Raw genomic sequence first — 14,533 nt, 5'->3', positions numbered from 1 at the left:
ATGAGACCTCGCAGGTGGTTGATGGCGATATGTCGCTTACCACCGTTTCTGTTGGCAGACTCAGGAGGTTTTATGAAGCGCTCGACCCTGCGTAACGGCATCCTGGCCACGGCTCTCGCGGGCGCAACCAGCCTGGCTGTGGCGTCCCCCGCCCAAGCCCAGGTGGAACCCTGCGTGCAGCGGATTTCCGTGATCAACAACGGTGGCTTCACCATGTCCTTCAACGTGGTGACCCGCACCGGCACCCCGACGCCCTCCACCGACACGTACCCGATCAACCAGTGGCGCGTGATCGACCTGACCACCACCGACATCCCCGAGGGCACCGACGTCCGCCCGGTGGTCAGCGCCACCGCCGGCAACACCGTGCCGGGCAACCGGTTCGTCTCGTACTGCCAGAACGGCCAGACCGCGACCTACACCGCCAGCGGCACCACGCTGGACTACCAGGTCACCCTGGTCCAGTGAGCCCAACCCCGGGCCGGGCACCGTCCCGGCCCGGGGGCCTCTCCGCTCGTACTCTCTCGACCCTGCCAGCGCCGGCGCTCAGTCGGACTTGCCGTCGCGCGCCTTGTCATCTCCGCGCAGCCACAGCGCACGCCCGGCGAACCGGTTGGACAACAGGCCCCCGACCGACTTGGCCCGGTCGAGGGTCTCGTTGCCGAGCCGCTTGGCGACATCGACGCCCTCCGCTCCGGTCTCCAGCGCCTTGTCCCGGATCTCCACGGCCGCCTCCACCCACTGCCTCGCTTCGGCCTCCTGCCGCTCGCGTTCGATGCCGAGCCGCCCCTGAAAGGTGACGATGGCGGCCGAGACGTGGTTGCTGGACTGCACCACCGCCGGAGCGTCGAACGGATGCAGCAGCACCTGGGCGTTGGCCGTGCCCGCAGCGGCGTTGATCCGGGTCATCAGACGCTCGGTGCACCGGGTGATGAGGGCCAGCCGGTTCTGCCGGGCAGTCCGCAACCCGAGGCGATGGCCGTCCAACTCCTCCGGAGACGAGTCCAGCACCCGGTCGAGTTCCAGTACGGCGATCGCGTCCTGAAGCTGGAAACAACGGGCCAGCACGGCGAGCCACTCCTGGCTGGTCGCCTCGGCTTCCCGGGCCGCCTTGGCCAGGTCACCGATCCCGGCCTTGCGCTCCAGCTTCTCGGCGAGCGCATCGAGCTGACGCAGGGCGTACGCCTGGGTCTCCGCGACGGTCGTCGGCACGGTCTGCACCTTCGACCAGGTGACCTCGTCGACCCGGCCCCGATTGTCCCGGATGGTCATGGCCTCCTCGATGACGAAGCCGACCCCGATCATGCGTGCCAGCACCGCGTCCTTCTGGGCGCGGAGCACATCCTCGACCTTCTCGTCGATCGCGGCGAGATAGTCGGTGATCTGTTCCATCTGTTGCCGCATCGCGAGCTGGGCCATGACCCCTGCGGCACCGGCCAGGACGGCCGGGTTGGCGAGGAGAGAACCGGGCCCCTCCGCGATCTGGATCCATGACTGGATCGAGCCCGGCTGGCCCACCATCGCGTGACTGACCCCGGGAGTCTTGCTCTCCATCAACCCGTACTTCTGGACGAGCTGCGCGGACTCCTCGGTGAGCTTGACCCACTGACCGGATTCCGCGGAGATCTCGGAGCCTTTCCCGGCGACCTTGGCCCCGATACTGAACAGGGACCCGAGTTGGGGCAGCCCCAGACGCTTCTGCGGTGGTATTCCTTCCGAGACGAGGAACCGTTCCACCGCCGCCGGATCTCCGAAGACCGCCAACCCGTCGCCGTCGCTGATCAGCTGAATCTCGTTACCCATCGTCGGCTCCTGAGGTGCATGCAGGGCTCGCGCAGATCGAAAGGCCCGCGGCGCATGTCGGCTGTCGTGCACGGTGTCGCCCGGGAGCGTACGGGCTGCGGCGTACGGTGGACATCACCGGAAGAGGTCCAGTTGCCCCACTGTCGGATAGCCGAGCGACGATCCGACGCATTGGTGCTGACCACATCCATCGCGGGCTGCCCATTACCCGGATAAATGGCAGGCGGCGTGGATCTTCGCTGGGTCATACTGACGCCCATGAGGCTTGCCGAGGCTCTTGCGCTGCGCGCGGATGCGGCGCGTCGTGCCGAACAACTCCGTGCCCGCATCGTCGCCAGCGCTCGATACCAGGAGGGCGAGACGCCCGCCGAGGACGCTGCGGCTCTGCTCACCGAGGCGGGCCAGGTGCTCGGTGAACTGGAGTCGCTGATGCGGCGGATCAATCGCACCAACGCCGCCACCCCGGTCGAGGGTGGCACCCTGACCGACGCGCTGGCCCGCCGCGACGTGCTTCGCTTGCAGCACGGCATGGTCACCTCCGCTGCCGCCGCCGCTGCCGGTGAGGGCCAGCGAGGGTTCCGTCAGTTGCGGTCCGAGTTGAAGATGATCCCGGCGCTCCCGGTGGCGCAACTGCGCAGCCAGGCCGACGACCTCGCCCGGCAACTCCGCGAGGTCGACACCCTGATTCAGCGGACGAATTGGGAGGTCGACCTGCTGGACTGAAGAGTTTGCGGAGCAGGTAGCCGACGTGGAGGCGTGCACGAACCCGAGAACCGGCGGGTAATCCGGTTCACTCCTGGTGCGCCGAGGGCAGGCGCAGGGGTTCGACTCCCCGACACACATCGCACGCCCAGCACAGCACACAGGTGACGGCGCACAGGGCACGGCACACTACCGGGTGCAGATCCACGACGGCGAGGGTGGGACAGGGGCTTTCCGCAACCCATGCGGCTCGTTCGCACTGCTGACGGGCCTATCCGAGCAACGCCGCCACCGCAGCCAGGGTGGCCAGGGACAGGGTCGTGGTCAGCACCACCGCCCGATTGGCCACCGCCTCGCCGACGCCGTACTCCTGGCCGAAAATGTAGGTGTTCTGCGCGGTCGGCAGACCAGCACACACCACCACGGCGAGCAACTGCGGCGCGGACAGGTCCAAGGCCAGCCCGGCCGCGTACGCGATGACCGGCTGCGCGGCCAGCTTCAACGCGGTGATCACGGCCAGCTCGGTCGGCCTGACCGGCTCTGCCCGCGCCGGTGCCGTTGTGTGCAGCGATGCACCGAGCGCGACCAGGGCGGTCGGCGCCGCCGCGCCCGCCAGCAGGGTGAGCGACGCCTCGGCCGCCGACGGCAGGTGCAGGCCGGCAGCCGAGCACACGACACCGAGCAGCGAGGCCAGGATCACCGGGTTGCGTACCGGCAGGGAGGCGATCCGGCGGACCCGTACCCGCCCGGCCGGGTCGCTGTGCCGGTCCAGGGCGACCAGGATCACCGGGGTCACCACCAGGGCCTGCAACAGCACCACCTCCGCCAGGAACGACACGTCGCCGAGAACCTGCGTGACGATCGGGATGCCGAGGTTCGCCGAGTTGACGTACCCGGCGGCCATGCCCCAGATGGGTCGTTCGCCGGGCTGGCGACCGAACAGCCGACTGGCCCCGACCCACCCGAATCCGAGGACCACGGCAGTGCTCACCCCGAAGGCGAGCAGCGGCCGGTTGGCGAACCCGGAGAGCGGCATCCGGGACAGGGCCAGGAACAGGGCGGCCGGCATCGCAAGATGGAACACGAACCGGCCGAGCACCGACGCCGCCGCCTCGCCCAGCAAACCCCAACGACAGGCCGCGTAACCGACCGCGGTGAGAATCCAGATCGGTACGAACGTCGCCACCAAGCTCATCCGGCCACCGGCGGGCGGACGTCGCGCCGGTTCAGGGACTTGTGGGCGTACGAGCCGAGAATCGCCTCCTGGGCGAAGGGGTCATCGACCTGCCGCAGGGTGAGCCCGGTGCCGTGACACTCCACCGCGATCAGATACACCGAGGCGCCCAAGGTGCTGGGCAGCCGGGGATTCTCCACCTGTCCGTCGACCGGGAGGCCACGCATTCAGCCTCGCATCCCGTACCGATGGAGCAAACACCCCGCTGATCCGCAGATTCACGGGGTCGACCCCAGCGCGCACAGTTACCGGCGAGCCCGCAGCCGTCGACTGTCAAGACGAATCCGTCGCTAGGACTGACCATCCATCAAAGTCGCTGCATCAAGCGTCAAGCTGCGGTCACTGTATTCTCCAGGATCGGCCCACGCCGTACCGTTCGGCTCGGTGGTGTCAGCTTCGGTATCCCGCGTAGCTCCACCTGCTCAACCTGCTGCTTCAGTTCGGGGCTGATCGGACGGCGGGGCACCGCCTGACGATGCTCTGCGGGCTGGCTGAGCTTGAGTCGCAACGAGACTAGCCATCCGGACGGAGAGTTCCGCTTGAGGTAAGAAAAGGTGACTTCGCGGAACTCTTCGAAATACCGCATCAATATCGCGCGGTCCTCGGCGCGTAAGCTGTCATCCCTCAACTGGTCACTGATCGAGGCAATCTTGATGTCACGAAGCAAGTGGTATGCGATCCACACATCGACGAACGTGTGACGACGGGTGTTACGGATGTGTGTCTCCATCACGTCGAGCAGGATGGCCGCTGATGGGCTGAACTCGATTCTTCCGGTCAGTAATTCGTCGGCCAGTCCATCTCGAAGGTTCCATAGTCGGTTGCGGAATTTGCTGTGCTGCCAGTTGGCATACTGCAGCACTAACCCATGGGGTAGAAGCGCCGCCACGACCAGCAGGACGAACATGACAACGGTGTTCGGACTCATCTCGAAGCCTCCCCTCACGCGGGCTCGGGTTGTTGATCTGGTTCAGTACTCAGGCGGAACTGGGTCAAAGTCTTCTCGAGGGCGTCGTTCCTGGACCTGAGCCGATCGATCTCGCGCTTCCGGCCCTGGCTGCGGATGACCGTCATCGTCCAACCGACAGACATCATGATCGAAATGGCGATGGTCACGCTCACGGTGGCCGTGAGCTCTGTTGTCTCGCCGGCGAAATCTTCGGTGATCTCCGCGATGACCCGTAGTGGCAGCACGGTGGAGGCGATCCAAAGCGAGATCCGCCCACCATCGATCATCCTGCTGAATAGCTGATACCGGAGGCGGAGAGCTTCGATCTTGAAATCTGACGAGGTCTGCCGCTTGCTCTGCTGTTGCTTCGGTGTCGACTTGCGAGGGCGGCGAGGCGACGGTGGTTGCGACATGGGCGGAGGGTATTCGACATGCACCTATGTGTGCGAACCGTGGGCGTTGATCTGTCAGCATGCCGACTTCCCCCTTGTCGGTTAAGTCCGTCCATCCTCATCGCGATCCGCCGTCTAGGGTGGCGACCCTGTATGGGTAACGACCCTTTCGCCCGTTTAGGCGCGGCTGGTGCTGGTCCTTCTCGCGGCATCGCGCCTTATCGATAAGGGTAGCTCCCCGCCAGGCTCGGCTCCGCGTCGAGCAGAGTAACTCCACATGTCTCGAACGCTTCTTATCGAGACCTTTAAGCTTCACCGGCTGGCCTAGAGCTTGGTCCCGACCTCAGGCCGAGGCCGGAGATCGCGGTAGAGTCTTGGCAAATCTCCGGTGGGTGATCCTTCCCGGCGGGCTGGTGGCTCGCCGCCGACTGTGACGGGACTCGAAGCGTAGTGACGACGACCGCGAGCGTGCACGATGTCATCAGGGCGATCCGCGAGAGCTCGCCGAGTAATCGGGATCGTGGCAGCCGCTTCGAGGAGCTGATGCTCCGATACCTGAGCACCGACCCGCAGTGGACCGAGCAGTTCAGTCGGGTGTGGATGTGGGCCGACTGGCCGGGCGCAGCAGCCGACAAGCGGGACACCGGCATCGATCTTGTGGCGCAGGATCGGGAGACGGGTGGCTTCTGCGCCATCCAGTGCAAGTTCTACGAGCCCCAGCACACGGTGGAGAAGAGGGATATCGACTCCTTCTTCACTGCCTCCGGCAAGGGTGGGTTTACCCGACGCTTGATCATCTCGACGACCGACAAGTGGAACGTCCACGCTGAGGCGGCGCTCGCCGATCAGCAGGTGCCGGTGACCCGTGTCGGGTTAGTCGAAATCTCGCAGAGCCCGGTCGAGTGGCATATGCCGAGTTACGGTCACCGGGCCGAGTTGACGTTGCGGAAGAAGCATGATCTCCGCAAGCATCAGCGTGAGGCAATCGACGATGTCTTCGCCGGCTTCGCCACGCATGATCGCGGAAAGCTGATCATGGCGTGTGGTACCGGCAAGACGTTCACCAGCTTGAAGATCGCCGAACGGCTGCAACGGGAACGCGCCGAATCCGGCAATGAGCACACGAACGTCCTCTTCCTGGTTCCCTCCATCGCTCTGCTGTCGCAGAGCCTGCGCGAATGGTCGTACGAGTCGGAGGTGACGCTGCGTGCCTTCGCGGTCTGCTCGGACGCGAAGGTCGGCAAGCAGCGGGCCGCCATGGGCGACGACAACGACATGGCAACGTACGATCTGGCCCTGCCCGCCACCACCGACCCGGACCGGCTGATCGAGCAGATGTCCCGGGTCGCGGCCGAGCCGGGGATGACTGTCGTCTTCTCCACGTACCAGTCCATCGCCACGGTGGCGGCGGCCCAGCGCAAGGGGCTGGCGCGCTTCGACCTGATCCTCTGCGACGAGGCCCACCGTACGACCGGCGTCACGCTGGCCGACGTTAGCGAGTCAGCGTTCGTCCGGGTGCACGACGATGCGTACCTCGGTGGGGATCGCCGCCTCTACATGACCGCGACCCCGCGCATCTACAGCGAGGAGACCAAGGCCGAGGCGCGCAACGCGGACGCGGTGCTGGCCTCGATGGACAACGAGACGATGTTCGGCCCCGAGTTTCACCGGCTGGGCTTCGGCAAGGCCGTCGAGCAGGGTCTGCTCACCGACTACCGGGTGCTCATCCTCACCGTGGACGAGGGCCGGGTTGCGCGGACGCTGCAACAGGGGTTCGCGGGCGACGATGCCGAGCTGCGCCTAGACGACGCCGCCAAGATCATCGGCTGTTGGAACGCGATGGCGAAGCGCACCGGCACGTTCGCCGATGGCACCGGGTTCGCCGAGGGCGAGGCACCGATGAAGCGGGCCGTCGCGTTCGCCCGCTCGATCGCCGACTCGACCGCGATCGCCAAGCGCTTCAACGACGTGGTCGACGCATACGACGACGCCGACGACGAGGTGCTGCGCTGCGAGGTCGAGCACGTCGACGGCACCTTCAACATGCTCCGGCGCAACAGGCTGCTCGACTGGCTAAAGCAGGACCCCGGCCCGGCCAACGCCCGCATCCTGTCGAATGCCCGCTGCCTGTCCGAGGGCGTGGACGTGCCGAGCCTGGACGCTGTCCTCTTCCTGCATCCCCGCAACTCGATGGTGGACGTGGTCCAGTCCGTCGGCCGGGTGATGCGCCTGGCCAAAGACAAGAAGTACGGCTACGTCATCCTGCCGGTCGCCATTCCGGCCGGCATGGCGCCGGAAAAGGCGCTCGCCGACAACAAGCGCTTCAAGACGGTGTGGCAGGTCCTCCAGGCGTTGCGCGCCCACGATGACCGCTTCAACGCGACCGTCAACCAGATCGAACTGAACAAGAACAAGCCCGACAACAAGATCGGCATCGGCAGCATCGGCCCGGGTGACGAGTCGCTCGGCGACCGCGACGGATCGAGTACGACCGACAGCGCCGAGGCCGCCAAGGCGAAGGAAGCCCAGAGCGCCAAGGGCATCCAGGAAGCACTCTTCTCCGTCACCGACTGGCGGGAGGCGATCTATGCCCGCATCGTCGACAAGGTCGGCCAGCGGCAGTACTGGGAGGACTGGGCGCGGGACATCGCCCAGATCGCGGAACGCCACGTCACCCGGATCAAAGCCGCCCTGACCCTGCCGGAGAAGCGCAACGCCTTCGAGGAGTTCATCGGCGAGCTGCGCGCCAACATCAACCCGGGCGTCACCGAGGCCGACGCCATCGACATGCTGGCCCAACACATCGTCACCAAGCCGGTCTTCGATGCGCTGTTCAAGGATTACGGCTTCGCCGAGCACAACCCGGTCTCCAAGGCCATGCAGCGGATGCTCGACATCCTCGACGACCAGGGCCTCGACGCCGAAAGCAAGAAGCTCGACGAGTTCTACGAGTCGGTGCGGGTGCGCGCCGAGGGCATCGACAACCACGAGGGCCGCCAGCGGGTCATCGTCGAGCTGTACGACAAGTTCTTCAAGACCGCCCTGCCGAAGACTGCCGACGCCCTCGGCATCGTCTACACCCCCGTCGAGGTGGTCGACTTCATCATCCGCTCGACGGAACAGGCGCTGAACAAGCACTTCGGCCGCTCGCTGTCGGACGAGGGCGTCCAGATCATTGATCCGTTCGTCGGCACCGGCACCTTCCCGGTGCGGCTGCTGCAATCCGGTTTCATCAAGCCGGAAGACCTGCTCCGCAAGTACACGAGCGAACTGCACGCCAACGAGATCGTGCTGCTCGCCTACTACATCGCCGCCGTCAACATCGAAGCCGCCTTCCACGACCTGGCCGGCGGCGAATACCGCCCCTTCGAAGGCATCGTCCTCACCGACACCTTCCAACTGGCCGAAGGCACCGCCAAGCTGGAAGGACTCGAAGTCCTAGAAGGCAACAGCGAACGCGCCAAGCGCCAACAACAACAAAACATCACCGTCATCATCGGCAACCCGCCCTATTCGGTAGGTCAGGACAGCCAGAACGACAACAATCAAAATCTTAAGTACGAAGTGCTTGACGAACGCATCAAGCAAACGTACGCAGCCCTCTCGACGGCCACGAACAAGAACTCGCTCTACGACTCCTACATCCGCGCCATTCGCTGGGCATCCGACCGCATCCAGGACGAAGGTGTCATAGCCTTCGTTTCCAACGGCGGCTACATCGACGGCAACACCGCCGATGGTCTGCGTAAGTCTTTGGTTGGCGAATTTGACGGAATTTACTGCTACAACCTTCGGGGAAACCAGCGCACCGCCGGTGAACTGTCTCGCCGCGAAGGCGGAAAGATTTTCGACTCGGGTAGTCGGAACACCGTAGCAGTATTGATATTGGTCAAGGGTGGATTGGTTGTGGAGAAGGCTGGGCGATGTGCGCTTCACTATCGGGATATCGGTGACTATCTGAGTCGCGACGAAAAGCTTCGGATAATTGGCTCACAAAGCCTCGACGATGTGGAGTGGAGTAGGCTAACGCCTAGCGCTGATGGTGACTGGATTAACCAGCGAGACGAGCAATTCTTGAAGTTCCGCCCTATTGGTGAGAAGGATAGGGCCATGCGAGCGAGCGCCATCTTCGGTGTGTACTCCGGAGGCTTGAAGACCGGGCGTGATCCCTGGGTTTACAGCTATTCCGGGTCTGCGCTTAGACGAAAAATCGGCTCTATGGTCGAGTTCTACAATCGGCAGGTGGAAGGGTTCAAGGCCTTCTGCAAGGCGAGGGCCATTCTTTCCCCTAAGTCGGCTGATGCTGAAAAGTATGTCGACTTCGATCCGACTAAGATTAGCTGGAACCGGATAGATAAAGTTAATGTTGCGAGGGGTGTTCGGTACTCCTTCGATGATCGACGCCTCTTCGTTTCGATGTATCGTCCCTTTGCCAAGCAGCATGTGGTTTTCGATGCGCGTCTTAACGATATGGTCTACCAGTTGGGGCGCCTGTTCCCGACGCCGGAACATCCGAACATCGGGTTTTACAACGTCGGTTACGGATCGGTGGTGCCCTTCTCGGTGCTTATGGTCGACAGCATCCCGGATCTTCATGTGACGGGTGCTGGCAGCGGTGGAGCATTCTTTCCGCGCTACAGCTACCAGAAGATCGGAGACGGTGAGGACCTGTTCGCTGCTGCCCAGCAAGCGGCCAAGTATGAGCGGGTGGACAACATCGGCGATGTGGCGCTGAGGGATTATCGAGAGACGTATAGCGACCAGTCGATTGCCAAAGACGACATTTTTTATTACTCCTATGGTCTGCTGCATTCGCCTGAGTACCGGAAGCGTTTCGCGGCTGATCTGAAAAAGTCACTGCCTCGAATCCCAAAGGTGGCTGACTTCCGTGGTTACGTCGAGGCTGGGCGTAAACTCGGCGACCTGCATGTCGGTTACGAGCGGGTGGAGCCGCATCCGGGCATCGTCGAGACTGTCGCAGGTGATGCCTCGACCACTCCGTTGGATGAGCTGTACCGGGTTAGCAAAATGAAGTTCCCTAAGGCGAAGGGCGTGACAGATCGGTCAACGATTCTCTACAACCACAGGGTTACCCTTAGTAGCATCCCTGAGGAGGCGTACCGCTACCAGCTCGGCGCACGCTCGGCCATCGAGTGGATTATCGATCGCTACCAGGTCAAGACCGACAAGGATTCTGGCATCGTCAACGATCCGAATGACTGGTCCGACGATCCGCGCTACATAGTCGCGCTTTTGAAGCGGATCGTCACGGTCAGTGTGGAGACGATGAAGATCGTAGACAACCTGCCTCCCTTGGACATCCTGGAGTAGGCAGGCGTCCACTTGAGACCCCAACTCGCTCGGTTGCTTCGTGCGGCCGGGACCGTGGCTCCGACGCGGCGATCGGGGCCACTAGCGGTCGTCGTTATCAATGACGTCTACGTCACGAGCGATCGTTCGAGTGCGGGGCGGCGACAGTCGGTGTGACGCAACAACTGAGTGCGTGACGATCTGTCGGTGCCGGACGGCTCGTGTCGTGAAAGCCCAGCTAAGGGCAGCTAAGCGCTACCTCGTCGCCAGGGAAGGTTTGCACGGTCCCGTCCGGCGCGCGGACCTCAAGGATCGGCACACCTTCGTCCATGTCCATCTGCCGGCGTTCGTTGCTGTTCGGCATCCTGGCGGAGATCGTGCTTCCCGACTGCACTTCGACCAGTCGTTGTTGGGGACGCGGCCGCACCTGCGTGAGCTGGCCACGGCTCGTGGTGACCAGACCCTCAAATCGCAGGACTGAGATCGCCCTCCGCACGGCGGCTCTGCCGATCCCGTACTCCTGGCTGAGTCGCGCCTCGCTCGGGAGTGGCGCCCCGGGAGGTAGCTCGCCGGATTCGACCTGGTTGCGCAAAAGATCAGCGAGCTGCACGTAGACCGGAGTGTGCGAACGCGGATCGATGCTCATGGCTCAATCCTTGACCCCACCGGGGCACGTCCACATTCAGGCATAAGATCCTAAGAGCTTGTGCGCATATGATCCTTGGGCTAACGTGCCAGAGACAGAGGGTGATCGAACGAAGGACATCTCGTCTGTCACCCGTCTAGGTGAGCTGCTCTGGTGCCGTACTGCCGGTGAGGGCTGCGGTGGCAGGGCCGTGGGCACCCGCCTGCCCGGGTTGGCGGGTGCCCACTTCCAAGAAGATCCACAACGGGAGGGGAGAGGGCGTGGGAATCCTCCGGCGTATCGGACGGTGGGTGTGGGCCGGTCGGGGCGAGTCGGTTCGGCAGACGCACGAGCCGGGCTACTACCGGTCGGCGGCGTACTCACCGTTGCGGCCGTGGCAGGTGCGGGGTCGGCAGTTCCGGTCCACCCGGCGTTGGCGGCGTGGGCTCGATCCGGAGGAGGTGCGTGAGTTCCTGGATCAGGTGGCCGACGACCTGGCCAGCGTCTACGACGCCCTCGGCGTCAGCAGGCAGGAGGCCGACCGGATCAAGGATGCGCTGCGCTGCTGGCAGTCCGAGCAGGCCGAGCGGGTCCACGCGGGGCAGCGCTGATGGGTCAGCGGTTCGTCATCCACCTGCCGGTGGTCGCCGGGGACCTGGCCGCCGCCGTACGCCTGGGTCGGGTGGTGGCGCGGTGGGCTAGCCTGCTCGCCCGGACCGACCCGGGGGAGACCACCGTCTCGGCCGAGGACTCCCAGGGCGTACGCCATCGGGTCTTCTGTGACCTGCGGGTGGTCGGTGGCCGGCGGTGTGTGCTGCGCGCCGACCACGACGGCCCGTGTTCCCGGCGGCTGTGGCCTGGTCAGCTGATGTAGTGCAGGATCACGTTGTGCACGTGGTGGCTCTTCTGGTCGCCCCGGAATTCCACCTCGTAGGTGTGCGTGCCGACGTGGATGGCGATGGCGCCGGTGGAGAAGAACGAGCCACCCCAGGACTTGTTGCTGACCACGCTGACGCTGGTGATCTTCGAGTACGGGATGCTGGTGATGGCGTACCGCTTGCCGATGAACGAGCGGTCCTGGATGATCACCCGCCGGTCGGTCAGCCCGATGAACCCGGTGCCGGTGCCGACGGCGTCGTACACGGCGATGATCTGTTCTTGGTCGAGCAGGCCGCTCTGGATCTGCTGGAACTGTTCCTTGCGGTCGTACGTGGGGTTGGCCATGGGCCCACGGTAGGCGGCCGACGCCAGTCCACCTGCCGGTCCATTTCCGGTCAGCCGGGCAGGCCCTCGCCCGGTTCGGCCACGGCCCGGTACGCGTCCTCGATGCGAGCGGCCAACAGGACCTCACCCTCGGTGAGGGGACAGTTGTCGTGGCCGACCCGAATCTGGGTGGTGTGGTCGGAGCGCCGGCTGATCTCCGGCCGGATGTGAAGGGCGTCCGCAACCACCTTGACTCGCTCCGTCAATGCGGCATGCTGACTGTCGTCGATTACCAACGTACGCCGGATCTGTTCGCCCTCACGCGTCCACCCGTTCAGCAGGGTCAGGGCGTCGCTGAGGTAGTCGTGCTTCGTACGACCGCCGAACAGCGCACGCATCACCGCGCCTCCCAGGCTTCGTTGCCGGCTTGTGGCCAAATCGTCGCCGCCCCGTGTCATTGTCGGTGTTCCTAGTCTTACGTTGCATGGGGGGTGTGTCCACGCCCACACTTCCGGGGATTCCTGGCCTGACGGATGACCAAGCTACCCAAACCGCCGATTGATCTGGCACGCTGGACGCCCGTGTGGACCGAACGGGCGAACGGTGACAGACAGGCCGCCCAACGCGAGCCGAAGGTGATCGTGGGGGCGGCGATCATCGATGGCGGCCGGGTACTGGCCTGTGCACGCTCCGCGCCACCAGAGGTGGCGGGCATGTGGGAGTTTCCCGGCGGCAAGGTGGAGCCGGGGGAGACCGAAACCGCAGCGCTCGTCCGCGAATGCGCCGAGGAGCTAGGCGTACGCGTGGAGATCGGCGAGCGGGTAGGCCGCGACGTCCGGATGGCCCACGGCCGCAGCGTCCTCAAGGTGTACGCCGCCCGCCTCCTGCACGGCGACCGCCCCCAAGCCCTGGAGCACAACGAACTCCGCTGGCTCTCCGCCACCGAACTGAACACCGTAACCTGGCTCCCCGCCGACACCCCCATAGTCGCCGCCCTCCACCCCCTCCTGTCCCCTTCCTAGCCCCTTCCTGACCCCTTCCTAGCCCCGTTGATCATGAGGTTGGCGGCAGTTTTCGATCTCCACGGTGCCGTCAACCTCATGATCAACGGGGTTCTATGAGAGGGAGAGCGGGCGGGGTTAGGGGGTGGAGAGGGCTTGGCGGACTACCCAGGGGATGTAGGCCGGGTCCAGGGTGTCCTGCCAGGTGAAGCGGAGGACGGACCAGCCGGCGTTGACCAGGCGGTTCTGGCGGCGGCGGTCGGAGAAGATCGCCTCCGGGGTGTCGTGCGCGCCTCGGCCGTCCGCTTCGGCGATCACTTTCCGTCTGCGCCAGCCCAGATCCCCGATGCCGAGCAGGTAGCCGTCGTCATCGCGTACCTCCAGTTGCAGGGTCTCGGGCGGCACCCGGCCGTCTACGCAGCGCAACCTGGCGCGGGTTTCCAGCGGGGACTGTGCCCGCTCGTCGGCTTCCGTCAGGTAGCCCCGCGCGGCGACCGCGCCTCGCCTGCGTCTGATCCGGCGGGCGATCGACCCGAGGTCCTCCTTGTTCAGTAATCCACGGTTGAGCGCTGAGTCGAGCACCGAGACGGCCGGGTACCGCTGGACGCGGAGGATGACGTCGCTGACCGTGCTGATGGGGTCGGTGGCCAGCAGACCGCTCAGGCTGACCAGCGATTTCGCCGGGTAATCCAGTTGGTGCAGCACGATGTGAGGTTGTCTGATCCGGGCCTGCTTCGCGGCCGCCGAGGGCAGACCGATGTGAATCTCGTCGGACGTCGGTAGGCCGGCGATCCGGTGGAGTTCGGCGGCGGTGCCGAAGACCGCGAACGCCGCCGGCCCCAGGGACAGCAGCGCTGCCCGGACCTGCTGACGCCGGGAGGGCTGCACCGCCCAGACCGGGCGCGGAAGGTAGACCGCCCGAGCCAGGGCCTGCCACCGCCCGAAGGTCACCAGGTTGTCGACCTCATGCCGGGTGAAGCCGGCCTCCAGCGCCTGCCCCCGACGAACCAGCCCGTCCTGCCGGCCCGCCACCCGCGAAACTCGCCCCTGTCGATCCACCCCACCACCCTGACCCGCCCCCACCCCCCACCGCAGCCCCTGTGGATAACCCAATCCCCGCCCTGTGGATAACTTCCACCCCAGCCTCGTTGATCATGAGGTTGGCGGCACCGTGGAGATCAACTACTGCCGCCAACCTCATGATCAACGGGGCCAAAAGGGCCACCGCAGAGGAGATGCGTTGGCCGGTCACGGTCACCGACGAGACCGTGTGGAACGCCGGCTTCGGCCTGGGACTGATCCTGGTGCCCCAGG

Annotated in this window: 15 protein-coding genes; 6 read left to right on the top strand and 9 right to left on the bottom strand. The window is 65.0% G+C overall.

Features of this window, described 5'->3' with window-relative positions; translation table 11 throughout:
- The first annotated feature begins 72 nt into the window (after positions 1-72).
- Complete coding sequence (locus ABZ795_RS23505) at positions 73-468, top strand: hypothetical protein (RefSeq protein WP_357531897.1); 396 nt, start codon at positions 73-75, stop codon at positions 466-468.
- 78 nt (positions 469-546) lie between these two features.
- Here ABZ795_RS23505 and ABZ795_RS23500 read toward each other — a convergent pair whose 3' ends face one another.
- Positions 547-1,803, bottom strand: a complete 1,257-nt coding sequence (locus ABZ795_RS23500; protein WP_357531896.1) for a hypothetical protein — start codon at positions 1,801-1,803, stop codon at positions 547-549.
- 258 nt (positions 1,804-2,061) lie between these two features.
- Here ABZ795_RS23500 and ABZ795_RS23495 point away from each other — a divergent pair, with 258 nt between their 5' ends.
- The gene (locus tag ABZ795_RS23495) at positions 2,062-2,526 is read left to right on the top strand and encodes a DIP1984 family protein (protein ID WP_357531895.1); all 465 of its coding nucleotides are present in this window, start codon (positions 2,062-2,064) and stop codon (positions 2,524-2,526) included.
- A gap of 250 nt (positions 2,527-2,776) precedes the next feature.
- Here ABZ795_RS23495 and ABZ795_RS23490 read toward each other — a convergent pair whose 3' ends face one another.
- From ABZ795_RS23490 to ABZ795_RS23475, 4 genes are all read right to left on the bottom strand, one after another.
- Positions 2,777-3,700, bottom strand: coding sequence for an AEC family transporter (locus ABZ795_RS23490; protein ID WP_357531894.1), 924 nt, complete (start codon positions 3,698-3,700; stop codon positions 2,777-2,779).
- Complete coding sequence (locus tag ABZ795_RS23485) at positions 3,697-3,906, bottom strand: hypothetical protein (protein WP_357531893.1); 210 nt, start codon at positions 3,904-3,906, stop codon at positions 3,697-3,699. Before ABZ795_RS23485 ends, ABZ795_RS23490 begins: the two co-directional genes overlap by 4 nt.
- 161 nt (positions 3,907-4,067) lie before the next feature.
- Positions 4,068-4,667 (bottom strand): hypothetical protein, encoded by a 600-nt coding sequence (locus tag ABZ795_RS23480; RefSeq protein WP_357531892.1) that lies wholly within the window; start codon positions 4,665-4,667, stop codon positions 4,068-4,070.
- Between the two features lie 14 nt (positions 4,668-4,681).
- Positions 4,682-5,101 (bottom strand): hypothetical protein, encoded by a 420-nt coding sequence (locus ABZ795_RS23475; RefSeq protein ID WP_357531891.1) that lies wholly within the window; start codon positions 5,099-5,101, stop codon positions 4,682-4,684.
- Between the two features lie 447 nt (positions 5,102-5,548).
- Here ABZ795_RS23475 and ABZ795_RS23470 point away from each other — a divergent pair, with 447 nt between their 5' ends.
- Positions 5,549-10,411: a DEAD/DEAH box helicase gene (locus ABZ795_RS23470; protein ID WP_357531890.1), complete on the top strand. Its 4,863-nt coding sequence runs from the start codon at positions 5,549-5,551 to the stop codon at positions 10,409-10,411.
- 217 nt (positions 10,412-10,628) lie between these two features.
- Here ABZ795_RS23470 and ABZ795_RS23465 read toward each other — a convergent pair whose 3' ends face one another.
- Entirely contained in the window at positions 10,629-11,036 is a 408-nt protein-coding gene (locus ABZ795_RS23465; protein WP_357531889.1) for a GntR family transcriptional regulator, read from the bottom strand.
- Between the two features lie 290 nt (positions 11,037-11,326).
- Here ABZ795_RS23465 and ABZ795_RS23460 point away from each other — a divergent pair, with 290 nt between their 5' ends.
- Both ABZ795_RS23460 and ABZ795_RS23455 read left to right on the top strand, forming a co-directional pair.
- Positions 11,327-11,626 (top strand): DivIVA domain-containing protein, encoded by a 300-nt coding sequence (locus tag ABZ795_RS23460; protein WP_357531934.1) that lies wholly within the window; start codon positions 11,327-11,329, stop codon positions 11,624-11,626.
- The gene (locus ABZ795_RS23455; RefSeq protein WP_357531888.1) at positions 11,626-11,889 is read left to right on the top strand and encodes a hypothetical protein; all 264 of its coding nucleotides are present in this window, start codon (positions 11,626-11,628) and stop codon (positions 11,887-11,889) included. The genes ABZ795_RS23460 and ABZ795_RS23455 overlap by 1 nt, the downstream gene beginning before the upstream one ends.
- Here ABZ795_RS23455 and ABZ795_RS23450 read toward each other — a convergent pair.
- Positions 11,877-12,239, bottom strand: a complete 363-nt coding sequence (locus ABZ795_RS23450; RefSeq protein WP_327024164.1) for a PH domain-containing protein — start codon at positions 12,237-12,239, stop codon at positions 11,877-11,879. The genes ABZ795_RS23455 and ABZ795_RS23450 overlap by 13 nt on opposite strands.
- Before the next feature lie 50 nt (positions 12,240-12,289).
- The gene (locus tag ABZ795_RS23445) at positions 12,290-12,616 is read right to left on the bottom strand and encodes a 4a-hydroxytetrahydrobiopterin dehydratase (RefSeq protein WP_357531887.1); all 327 of its coding nucleotides are present in this window, start codon (positions 12,614-12,616) and stop codon (positions 12,290-12,292) included.
- Positions 12,617-12,853: 237 nt separating this feature from the next.
- On the opposite strand from ABZ795_RS23445, the gene ABZ795_RS23440 reads away from it, so the two are divergent.
- A complete protein-coding gene (locus tag ABZ795_RS23440; RefSeq protein ID WP_357531933.1) occupies positions 12,854-13,240 on the top strand; it encodes a (deoxy)nucleoside triphosphate pyrophosphohydrolase in 387 nt (128 codons plus the stop codon).
- Positions 13,241-13,357: 117 nt separating this feature from the next.
- Here the strand turns inward: ABZ795_RS23440 and ABZ795_RS23435 are convergent, their stop codons facing one another.
- Positions 13,358-14,251 (bottom strand): DUF559 domain-containing protein, encoded by an 894-nt coding sequence (locus tag ABZ795_RS23435; protein WP_357531886.1) that lies wholly within the window; start codon positions 14,249-14,251, stop codon positions 13,358-13,360.
- Positions 14,252-14,533: the final 282 nt, after the last annotated feature.

The organism is Micromonospora sp. NPDC047134 (genome assembly GCF_040643455.1).
GTDB lineage: Bacteria > Actinomycetota > Actinomycetes > Mycobacteriales > Micromonosporaceae > Micromonospora.
The sequence above is the reverse complement of the archived record's forward strand: the minus strand, read 5'-3'. Positions and strand labels throughout refer to the sequence as shown.